The 9,684-nt window shown below is 65.6% G+C and carries 10 protein-coding genes; 7 read left to right on the forward strand and 3 right to left on the reverse strand.

The genetic code is table 11. The annotated features are described in order from the left end of the window. Window positions 1-14 precede the first annotated feature (14 nt). Window positions 15-1,715, reverse strand: coding sequence for a methyl-accepting chemotaxis protein (locus tag HNR60_RS22510; RefSeq protein WP_184262364.1), 1,701 nt, complete (start codon window positions 1,713-1,715; stop codon window positions 15-17). Window positions 1,716-1,857: 142 nt separating this feature from the next. Continuing rightward, complete coding sequence (locus HNR60_RS22515) at window positions 1,858-3,087, reverse strand: sensor histidine kinase (protein ID WP_184262366.1); 1,230 nt, start codon at window positions 3,085-3,087, stop codon at window positions 1,858-1,860. Window positions 3,088-3,339: 252 nt separating this feature from the next. On the opposite strand from HNR60_RS22515, the gene HNR60_RS22520 reads away from it, so the two are divergent. The 6 genes from HNR60_RS22520 (at window position 3,340) to HNR60_RS22540 (ending at window position 6,420) form a co-directional block, all read left to right on the forward strand. Then, entirely contained in the window at window positions 3,340-3,531 is a 192-nt protein-coding gene (locus tag HNR60_RS22520) for a hypothetical protein (RefSeq protein WP_184262368.1), read from the forward strand. Continuing rightward, a complete protein-coding gene (locus HNR60_RS22525) occupies window positions 3,531-3,932 on the forward strand; it encodes a response regulator (protein WP_184262369.1) in 402 nt (133 codons plus the stop codon). Before HNR60_RS22520 ends, HNR60_RS22525 begins: the two co-directional genes overlap by 1 nt. 176 nt (window positions 3,933-4,108) lie before the next feature. Then, window positions 4,109-4,819: a Crp/Fnr family transcriptional regulator gene (locus HNR60_RS22530; protein WP_184262371.1), complete on the forward strand. Its 711-nt coding sequence runs from the start codon at window positions 4,109-4,111 to the stop codon at window positions 4,817-4,819. Between the two features lie 104 nt (window positions 4,820-4,923). Further along, window positions 4,924-5,619 (forward strand): Crp/Fnr family transcriptional regulator, encoded by a 696-nt coding sequence (locus HNR60_RS22535; protein WP_430695028.1) that lies wholly within the window; start codon window positions 4,924-4,926, stop codon window positions 5,617-5,619. A 287-nt stretch (window positions 5,620-5,906) separates the two neighbouring features. Further along, window positions 5,907-6,029, forward strand: a complete 123-nt coding sequence (locus HNR60_RS24360) for a hypothetical protein (protein WP_283810659.1) — start codon at window positions 5,907-5,909, stop codon at window positions 6,027-6,029. Window positions 6,030-6,282: 253 nt separating this feature from the next. Next, the gene (locus tag HNR60_RS22540; RefSeq protein ID WP_184262373.1) at window positions 6,283-6,420 is read left to right on the forward strand and encodes a hypothetical protein; all 138 of its coding nucleotides are present in this window, start codon (window positions 6,283-6,285) and stop codon (window positions 6,418-6,420) included. Between the two features lie 50 nt (window positions 6,421-6,470). Here the strand turns inward: HNR60_RS22540 and hutH are convergent, their stop codons facing one another. Continuing rightward, window positions 6,471-8,027, reverse strand: a complete 1,557-nt coding sequence (gene hutH / locus HNR60_RS22545; RefSeq protein WP_184262375.1) for a histidine ammonia-lyase — start codon at window positions 8,025-8,027, stop codon at window positions 6,471-6,473. A 450-nt stretch (window positions 8,028-8,477) separates the two neighbouring features. On the opposite strand from hutH, the gene HNR60_RS22550 reads away from it, so the two are divergent. Further along, a complete protein-coding gene (locus HNR60_RS22550; RefSeq protein ID WP_184262377.1) occupies window positions 8,478-9,422 on the forward strand; it encodes an ABC transporter substrate-binding protein in 945 nt (314 codons plus the stop codon). The last annotated feature ends 262 nt before the right edge of the window (window positions 9,423-9,684 follow it).

A 9,684-nucleotide genomic window follows, 5' to 3' on the forward strand; every position in this document is an offset into this window, starting at 1 on the left:
CCGTCGCCGCAATCTTACGCGGCGCGCACCGTGTCCATGAACTTCGCGACTTCCGCTTTCAGCTGGTTGCTATCGCGCGACAGCGACTGCGCCGCCGACAACACCTGAGCCGAAGCGGAGCCGGTCTCGCTGGCGCCACGTTCGACGTCGGTGATGTTGGCGGACACCTGCTGGGTGCCCTGCGCCGCCTGCTGCACGTTGCGGGAAATCTCCTGGGTGGCGGCGCCCTGCTGCTCGACGGCGGAGGCGATGGTGGAGGCAATCTCCGACATCTTGCCGATGGTGTCGCCGATCTCGCGGATCGCACCGACCGACTCTTGGGTCGCGGCCTGGATGCCGGCGATCTGCTGGCCGATCTCGCCGGTGGCTTTGGCGGTCTGCTCGGCCAAGGCTTTCACTTCGGAAGCGACCACCGCGAAGCCGCGGCCCGCCTCCCCGGCGCGTGCGGCTTCGATGGTGGCGTTGAGCGCCAGCAGGTTGGTCTGGCCGGCGATGGTGTTGATCAGTTCGACGACGGCGCCGATCCGCGCCGCCGCCTTGGCCAGTTCGCCGACCCGGTCGTTGGTCTTGCGGGCCTGGTCGACGGCCTCGCGGGCGATCCGGGACGACTCCTGAACCTGCCGGCTGATTTCATTGACCGAAGACGTCATCTCCTCGGTGGCCGAGGCCACCGACTGCACGTTGGTCGAGGCTTCTTCCGACGCCGCCGCCACCATGGTGGTGAGTTCCTGCGAGCGCGTCGCCGTGGCGGTCAGCGTGCTGGCGGAGGCCTCCAACTCGGTCGAGGCCGAGGAAACGGTCTCGACGATCTCGCCGACCGCGCCCTCGAAGTCGTCGGCCAGTTTCTTCATCTCGGCCTTGCGCTGTTCGGCGGCGAGCTTCTCGGTGGCTGCAAGCCCGACCTTCAAGCGCTCGACCTCAAGACCATTGGTCTTGAACACCTCGACGGTGCGGGCCATCTCGCCGACTTCGTCGCGACGCTGCTTGCTGGGAACGTCGGCGGTGAGATCGTTGCGGGCAAAGGCTTCCATCACCGTCTTCAGTTGCGCGATCGGCCGGGCCAGACCCGCGATGCCGATCCACATCGCCAGCGCCAGGCCGATCAGCAGCCCGATGCCGGCGGCGATCAGCACGCTGAGGATCGCGGAATCGGTGAGCGCGGCGAGATCGGCGGCTTCTTTCGAGGCGGAGGCGACGAACGCGTCGGTCAATTTGGTCTGCTGATCGAGCGCGGCGTCGATCAGCGGCTTGCACTCGGCCTTGAGCCGGGCCGCGGCCTTCAGCGCATCCTCCGGCGAGGTGGTCTTCGAGGCGTAGCTGATCACCGGCTCGCACGCCGAAAACGCCCGGGCGAATTCGGCGATCCGCGGCTCGATCAGCGCGGCCTTCTCGGGCAGGCTGGTCTGCACGACCAGCATTCTGGATTCGTAGGTTTTCTTGGCCTCATCGGTTCGCCTGAGAAGCTCCGCATTGCCCTCGTCGGTGGTTTCGGCGGCTAGCTGAAAGGCACTGGACAGGTACCGCTCGGCAGCGCGCGTGCCTCGCACGGTCAGCATCGTCGCCACATCCACGCGGCTGATCAGGTCGGAATAAGCGGTGCTCGCGTGCTTCATGCTGACGGCGCTGAAGCCCATGCCGCCGATCCCGACCAAGGCGAGAATGGCCACGATCAAACTGATCTTGAAGACGATCTTGAAATTGTTCAGCCAGGACATCCTGCGCTCCAACCTGAAAGCGCTGATCAAACGCAGGGGAGTGCTGAAGCCGATCCGGACCGAATGCTGGCACCTCTGCTCAGCCGTAGTGCGGCGCGGTGATGGATGCGTTAATTCGCCGCCGGGTAGCATTACTAGCGCGTCAGCGCGCGGCCGCCGATGGCGGATCGGCCGCCGGCACGATCGGCAGATCGATCAGGAACCGCGCGCCCGGATTGTTTGCGAGCAGCTGCAGCCGGCCGCGCAATTGCCGCACTAGGCCGCGGATCACCTTGAAACCGAGACTGCTCCGCGGCGCGTTGATATCAAAGCCGTCGGGCAACCCGACGCCCTGATCGGCGACCTCGACGTGAAGCCGATCGCCGAGCGCGCAGGCCGACAGTTCGATCACGCCGCAGCGGTCGGGATAAGCATGCTTGATCGCATTGGTGACCAGTTCGTTGATCAACAGCCCGAGCGGAATGCCGTGATCCGCCAAGAGCAGCATCGGCTCGGCCCGACAGCGCAGCTGGTTGCCATTGGCGTTGGCCTGCAGACGTCCGCAAAAATCGTCGATGAAATCGGCGAAATCGATAAAGCCGATGCGCGAGCCGCGCGCCAGATTATCGTGGACCTGGGCGATGGTGTCGACGCGCGACGACGCTTCCTGCAGCGCGGCGCGGACTTCGTCGGACTGCGCGCCGCGCGATTGCACCCGCAGCAGCCCGACCACCGAGGCCAGGCTGTTCTTGACGCGGTGACTCATCTCCCGGGTCAGCAGCGATTGATGTTCGAGCGCGTCGGCGAGCCGGGCATCGGCCTGCTGGCGTTCGATGGCGATGCCGAGCAGGCCGGCGAAAGCGGCGAGAAAATCAGCGTCGGCCTGGTCGAACCAGCCGGGATCGGCGCTGGCCACTTCGAGCACGCCGAAATAGTCCTGGCCCTCGCCGCCGCGTTCGATCAGCACGTTGATCGAGCGGATCACGCCGTGGTCGGTGAACAGTTGCGGGGTCTTGAACCGCGCCTCGCTCGGCAACTGATTGGTGATCACCGGCTGCCGGGTCTTGTAGGCGTAGCCCGCGGGCGAGCCGACGTCGGTCTCGAACGCCATGTCGGCGATCCGATCCGGCTCCCAGCCGACACCGGCGCGGCCGACCAGGCGGTTCTCGCCGGGGACGAATTCCAGCACCTGGGCGAATCGGGTCCGCAGTCCGTCGGCGCATAATTCGGCGGCGCGCTGCAGCAGCTGGTCCAGTTCGCGGGTCTGCAGCGCCGCCCGGCCGAAGTCGCCCAGCAAGGATTGTTGCCGCAGTCGGTACGGCAGTTCGTCGCGGCCCGCCCCGGGTTGCAGATAGATCGGGAAAAATGCGGCCTTCTCGGTGGACTCCGGCATGGTCGGCTCCGGCGGAATCCAGGCGCAGGCGGTCGCGGGCCGCGCATGCGCCGGGTGATGCTGTCCGATTCCGCTGGTTCATTCTGCGTATTTTTGCCGAATCGGTCTGAGCAATACCGGACAATGCCACCGCGATGGCGCGGCATTTTTCCGATCAGTTAGCAGCTATATTTCTTCCCGGGTCTGTGGTGTGGACCACCGACAGGGCGCTGATTCGCATGCGATGAATGAGTGGTACCAAGGAGGTACGCCATGTTTGACCGTGATGAAGAGCGCCGCCTCGAGCTTGAATGCCTGCGCCTTGCCGCCGATTTCCGGCAAATCGCAAGCGATACTTTGAACCCGTCTCTAAAAAGGCAATGCCTGGCGATGGCGGAAATATGGGCCGAAGCCACCGACGACCCGGCCGAGCAGGTCGCGCCGCTCTCCTCCGAGTTTCACTGATGACAGGCGGACAGGGCAGGACGCCCCCGTCCTCGGTGGTGCTCATCGTCGAAGACGATGCCTTGCTGCGGATGCTCGCCGCCGATGTGGTCGAAGACGCCGGCCATGTTGCAGTGCAGGCGCGCGACGCCGACGAGGCCTTGGCGATCCTGCGCACCCGGCGCGACATTGCGATGGTGTTCACCGACATCAACATGCCGGGCAGCATGAACGGGTTGGAACTCGCCTACGCGGTGCGCGCGGGCTGGCCGCCGATCAAGATCGTGGTCGCCTCGGGCCGAATCCGATTGTCGCCCGCCGAGATGCCGCCGGAGTGCGACTTTCTCGGCAAGCCTTACCTGATGTCCGACCTCACCGCGCAGCTGCAGTCGCTGGCCGGCCGCAACCCGATCTGTGCCTAACGCTCGCGATGCAGCCCCAATGAGCGGTTCTGCTCAGATTTCCGGGGCCGCATCGTGCCAAGCTATCGGATAGCCGAACACGGACATCCGAAGCGATCAACCGCGAAGGCGATTGCACCATCGTGCCCCCTCCTCTTGTCGATCATACAGACCGACCCAACCAACTGCTGGCGGCGATGGAGCCTGCCAGCCGCCAACGGATCGTGCCGCACCTGGAGCGGGTCCGTTTCAAGCTCGGCGAGGTGGTTTGCGACGCCGGCGGCCTGCTGAAACACGCTTACTTTCCGCAAGGCTCTGTGCTGTCGCTGCTCACCGTGCTGGAGAACGGCGCCGCGATCGAAACCGCAAACATCGGTCGCGAGGGCGCCTTCGGGCTGTTTGCGGCGATGTACAGCCGGGTCTCGTTCAACCGCTGCATCGTGCAGCTGGAGGGGCACACGGCGCGCTGCCCGATCGAACTCCTGCAAGACGAATTCAGGAGCAGCGAGCACATCCGCAATCTGTTCGTCAGCTATTCGGAGACCCTGCTCTCGCAAGTGCAGCAGACCGTGGCCTGCAACGCGATGCATTCGACCGAGGAGCGGATGTGCCGCTGGCTGTTGATGATGCATGACCGCGCCGGCCGCGAGGCGCTGCCCTATACCCACGAATTTCTCTCGAACATTCTCGGCGCCAACCGCAAATCGGTGACGCTGGCGGCGCAGGCGATGCAGACCGCGGGACTGATCAGCTATCATCGCGGCACCATTCAGGTGCGCGATCGCCCCGGGCTCGAGCAGGCGTCCTGCGAGTGCTATGCCATCGTCAAAGAGCGCTTCGACGCCTTCCTGAAGCCGCCGGCCACCGCGGTCCAGGACCATAGCCACGGGCGAATTGCTGCAAAGTAGCAATATACCGCGATCTACGGCGGAAAGCCTTGGCGGAGGCCGGACCTTTCTCTCGACCAACACGTTCTGGTTGTGTACGGTATCGCACCTAAATAGGGGAAGAGATGTTGGAGCGCCCGGTCAAAGATACGTTCGATTCGAGAGCCTTCCTTGCCGGTGTCGGCGCGGGCAAGGCGATCCTGGACTTTCGCAAAAATCAGACGGTCTATGTCCAAGGCGACGCCGCCAACGCGGTCTTCTACATCCAGAAGGGCCGCATCAAACTCACCGTGCTGTCCGAGCAGGGCAAGGAAGCGGTGGTGGCCATCATGGAGCCCGGACAATTCTTCGGCGAGGGCTGCCTGAACGGGCATACCCACCGCATCGCCACCACGGTGGCGATGGAGGATTCGGTCGTCACCTCGATCTCCAAGGAGGCGATGCTGACCACGCTGCGCGACCAGCCGAAATTCTCCGAAACCTTCATGACCTATCTGCTGACCCGCAACAGCCGGATCGAAGAGGACCTGATCGATCAGCTGTTCAACTCCAGCGAGAAACGGCTGGCGCGGCTGTTGCTGCTGCTGGCCAATTTCGGCAAGGAGGGCAACCCGCAGCCGATCACCCCGCATATCAGCCAGGAAACCCTGGCGGAGATGATCGGCACCACGCGCTCGCGCGTCAGCTTCTTCATGAACAAGTTCCGCAAGCTCGGGCTGATCAGTTACAACGGCAAGATCGAAGTGAATAGTTCGCTGCTGAACGCGGTGCTGCACGACAAGCCGCACATCGAGCGCGAGCCGGACAAGAGCGACGGCTGAGACGTCCCCGCTTAGCTCCGGAGCTCCTCATCAACTTGCAAGACGAGTGCTGCACGCGGCAGACTCATGCCGTGGGTCAATAGTGAACAGCGAATCAAACTCGATGCCGGTATTGTGACCCATCGCCAAATCGCCCGTTAGGTCGCAGCTGGCGACTGGGAGCATTGCGCTTCCGCCTCTTTTCAAGAGGAGAACAGATGCGCCAATTGTCCTTGAAATTAGTAGATGACTCCCGTTCCGAACCGATCATCGGGGTCCACTGCCAGTATTGCGGGTCGGAGCAGCCGATGCTGATGCTCGGTCACTATCCGCTGCTGTATTGCGGCAAGGATGCGGTGCTCTATCAGTGCGTCGCCTGCGGTTCGGAGCGAACCAAAGTCAACTATGCGGTGCCCGAAACCGGGCACTAGGAACCAGCAGGCGTGAGCGGCGTTACTCTGCCGTGTGCATGTCCACTACGGGAAGCCACCGGATCTGTGTTTCGGTTGGACTTCGGGTCAATGCATTCCACACGGCAAGTAAACAGCAGTGTCGGAGCATCTCGCGCTCACGGCATCGCATGGGAGTTCCATGCCGTTCTTTCGCAGCCCCGAAGCGCCTGGCAACCGCGTCTTGCGCGAAGCTCCACCCTTGCCTTGCGCCCGCTGCGCCGGGCGAATGAGCGTGACCCGCATCTCTCCGCAGCCATCCGGCCGCGAGTTGCGCACCTTCGAGTGCAAGAAATGCGGCTATGTCGAGCAATACAGCGTGGCCTACGGCAGCTCGGCGCCCTGGGTGCTGGTCGGCCCGCAGCGGCGTTGAGGCGCGCCGGCCGCTCGCTTCAGCCATCGATCGTAGCAGCGTCTTTTCGCTCATCGCAACGCCGGGAACGGATCGTAACCCAGCGCCGCCAAGACGGCCTCGGGCAAGGCCTCATCGGTTGCCAGCGCCGTGGCCGTGGTGATGTCGTCGGCCATGTAGCGATCGCGTTCCAGCGCCGGCACCTTCCTGCGCAACACGGCGATCACCGCTGCGAGCGCCGGGCTGGTCGCATGCGGCGCGCGCAGTCCGACGCCCTGCGCTGCAACCAGCAATTCGATGCCGAGGATGCCGGCGAGATTGTCCGCCATCTCCGACAGCCGCCGCGCGGCATGCGCCGCCATCGAGACGTGGTCTTCCTGATTGGCGCTGGTCGGCGTGGAGTCGATCGAACACGGCGCCGCGCGCTGCTTGTTCTCGGCGTGCAGCGCGGCGGCCGTGACCTCGGCGCTCATGAAGCCGGAATTGAGGCCGGGTTCGGCGGTCAGAAACGGCGGCAGGCCGCAGTTCAGCGCGGGGTCGACCAGCGTGGCGATGCGCCGCTCGCTGAGTGCGCCGATTTCGGCGATCGCCAGCGCGATCTGGTCGGCGGCAAACGCCACCGGCTCGGCGTGGAAATTGCCGCCGGAAACGATCTCCCCGCTCTCGATCAGCACCAAGGGATTGTCGGTGACGGCGTTGGCCTCGATGACCAGCGTGCGGGCGGCCTGTGTCAACAGGTCGAGTGCGGCGCCGACCACTTGCGGCTGGCAGCGCAGGCAATACGGATCCTGCACGCGGTCGTCGCCCTCGAGATGCGACTCGCGGATCGCGCTGCCTTGTAGCAACGCCGTCAACGCCGCGGCGGCAGCGATCTGCCCGGCATGGCCGCGCAGCCGCTGGATCTCCGGCCGATACGGCGCGGTCGAGGCCATCGCCGCGTCGACCGCGAGGGCGCCGGTGACCAGCCCGGCGCAGGCCAGCCGGTGCGCGCGCAACACGCCGGCGAGCGCATAGGCGGTGGAGAACTGCGTGCCGTTGATCAGCGCCAGACCTTCCTTCGGTCCCAGCGTCAACGGCGCGAGGCCGGCAGCCGCCAGCGCCTCGGCTCCCGGGACCACCTTGCCGTCGAGAATGGCGCGGCCCTCGCCGATCATCACCGCGGTCATATGCGCCAGCGGCGCCAGATCACCCGACGCGCCGACCGAGCCCTGCTGCGGCACCAGCGGATACACGCCGCGCGCCAGCATCGCCTGCAATTGCTCGATCACCGCGCGGCGCACGCCGGAGGCGCCGCGGCCCAGCGAGATGATCTTCAAGCCCATCATCAGCCGCAGGATCGGCTGCGGCGTCGGCGGCCCGACGCCGCAGCAATGCGAGACGATCAGGTTGCGCTGCAGCGTCGCGGTCTCGCCGGCCGGAATCCGCGTCGACGCCAGTTTGCCGAAGCCGGTGTTGATGCCGTAGACTGCCGCGTCCGCCGCCGCGGCCTGCGCCACCACCGCCGCGGCCTCATCGACGCGCGGCCAGAACGCCGGATCGAGCTCCACCGACGCGCCGGCGAGCACACCGGCCAGATCCTGGAGGGCGACCTCGCCGGGCGACACCACGATGCTGGCGCGATCATTCATCGCTGGTCATTCTGTCCGCTGCCGATCGGGCGATGGATCGCGCGCCCAGCAGCTGTGGCGATTCCGCCGCCGCGTCTCATCCTCGCCGCGCTTGACGGCCGTGTCCTTATGTCTATACATAAGCCGCGGTACTGTTCGATCCACCGGAGGGTCCATGCCAACTCTGCAAGCTCGATCGGCCCGGCGTCGGCCCGATGACGCGCCGGTGACCGCAACGGCGTCGAGCAGCAGCAGAGCCGCCACCCGCACCGCCTCGCCCGTCGATCGCGATGGATCGGCGCTCCCCGAACTAACGACGTTTCCCGCACCGCCACGCCCACGAGTCCGTTCCGCCGCGACGTCGGCTGAGGCTGCGCGCGGCCGGCATATATTTTATGCAGCATTTTGCTGCGGCAATCGCATGACGTGACATTATCGGCCGCACTGCGAACCAGCAAAGGGATTTGAGCCATGCGTCAACTTGCCATCCTCGCGGCCGCCGTCGCGACCCTGGCCTCCGCGCCCGCCGTCGCCGACGACGTCAAACTGAACATCGCGATCTCCGGCTGGACCGGCTTCGCGCCGCTGACGCTGGCGAGCCAGGCCGGCATCTTCAAGGCCCACGGCCTCGACGTGACGATCAAGAAGATCCCGCAAAAGGACCGCCATCTGGCGATCGCCTCGGGCGACGTGCAATGCGCGGCCACCACGGTGGAAACCTGGATTTCCTGGAACGCCAGCGGCGTCGCCACCAAGCAGATCTTCCAGCTCGACAAGAGTTTTGGCGCCGACGGCATGGCGACGCGAAACAACGTCGCGTCCATTAAAGATCTGAAGGGCAAGACCGTCGCCGCCTCGGCGCCCGGCACCGCGCCGTATTTCACGCTGGCCTGGATGCTGAAGAAGAACGGGCTGTCGGTGAAGGACGTCAAGGTGGTCAATCTGGAGCCCGCCGCCGCCGCGCAAGCCTTCGTCTCCGGCCAGAACGACGCCGCGATGACCTACGAGCCGTATCTGTCGACGGTGCGCGCAGCGCCCGAGCAGGGCAAGATCATCGCCACCACGCTGGACTATCCGATGATCATGGACACCTTCGGCTGCACGCCGAAGTTCTTGGCCGACAATCCCAAGGCGGCGCAAGCCCTGGCCGACAGCTACTTCGAGGCCGTCGACCTGATCGCCAAGGATCAGGCCAAGTCCTACGAGATCATGGGCGCCGACGTGAAGCAGTCCGGCGAAGCGTTCGGCAATTCGGCGAAATACCTGCGCTGGCAGGACAAGGCCGCCAACCAGAAATTCTTCCAAGGCGAATTTCAGGCCTTCACCAAGGAGGCCGCCGACCTATTGCTCGAGATCGGCATCATCAAGAGCGAGCCGAAGGTCGAGGAGCTGTTCGACGCCAGCTTCATCAAGTAGCGCACGGCAAGCGGCGTGACCCCAGCAGTCTTTCCTAAACCCTCGAGGCGAAGTTGATCGGAGCGGCGCCGCAATGGCTCCCTCTCCCCGCCTGCGGGGAGAGGGTCGGGGTGAGGGGGCGCATCCGCGAGGTCGGGCTCGATGAGACGCGGGGGGGCCCCCCCCCCCCCCCCCGGGGGGGGGGGGGGGGGGGCGCCCCCCCCCCCCCGGGGGGGGGGGGGGGGGGGGCCCGCGGGGGCCCCACCCCCCCCCCCCCCCCGCG

It is taken from the genome of Rhodopseudomonas rhenobacensis (genome assembly GCF_014203125.1).
GTDB classification, from domain to species: Bacteria; Pseudomonadota; Alphaproteobacteria; order Rhizobiales; family Xanthobacteraceae; genus Rhodopseudomonas_A; species Rhodopseudomonas_A rhenobacensis.

Bases quoted from the DNA above. Each gene is read 5' to 3' on its own strand.
- HNR60_RS22510 (WP_184262364.1), bottom strand. From the start codon at position 1,715: ATGTCCTGGCTGAACAATTTCAAGATCGTCTTCAAGATCAGTTTGATC.
- HNR60_RS22515 (WP_184262366.1), bottom strand. From the start codon at position 3,087: ATGCCGGAGTCCACCGAGAAGGCCGCATTTTTCCCGATCTATCTGCAA.
- HNR60_RS22520 (WP_184262368.1), top strand. From the start codon at position 3,340: ATGTTTGACCGTGATGAAGAGCGCCGCCTCGAGCTTGAATGCCTGCGC.
- HNR60_RS22525 (WP_184262369.1), top strand. From the start codon at position 3,531: ATGACAGGCGGACAGGGCAGGACGCCCCCGTCCTCGGTGGTGCTCATC.
- HNR60_RS22530 (WP_184262371.1), top strand. From the start codon at position 4,109: ATGGAGCCTGCCAGCCGCCAACGGATCGTGCCGCACCTGGAGCGGGTC.
- HNR60_RS22535 (WP_430695028.1), top strand. From the start codon at position 4,924: ATGTTGGAGCGCCCGGTCAAAGATACGTTCGATTCGAGAGCCTTCCTT.
- HNR60_RS24360 (WP_283810659.1), top strand. From the start codon at position 5,907: ATGCTGATGCTCGGTCACTATCCGCTGCTGTATTGCGGCAAGGATGCG.
- hutH (WP_184262375.1), bottom strand. From the start codon at position 8,027: ATGAATGATCGCGCCAGCATCGTGGTGTCGCCCGGCGAGGTCGCCCTC.
- HNR60_RS22550 (WP_184262377.1), top strand. From the start codon at position 8,478: ATGCGTCAACTTGCCATCCTCGCGGCCGCCGTCGCGACCCTGGCCTCC.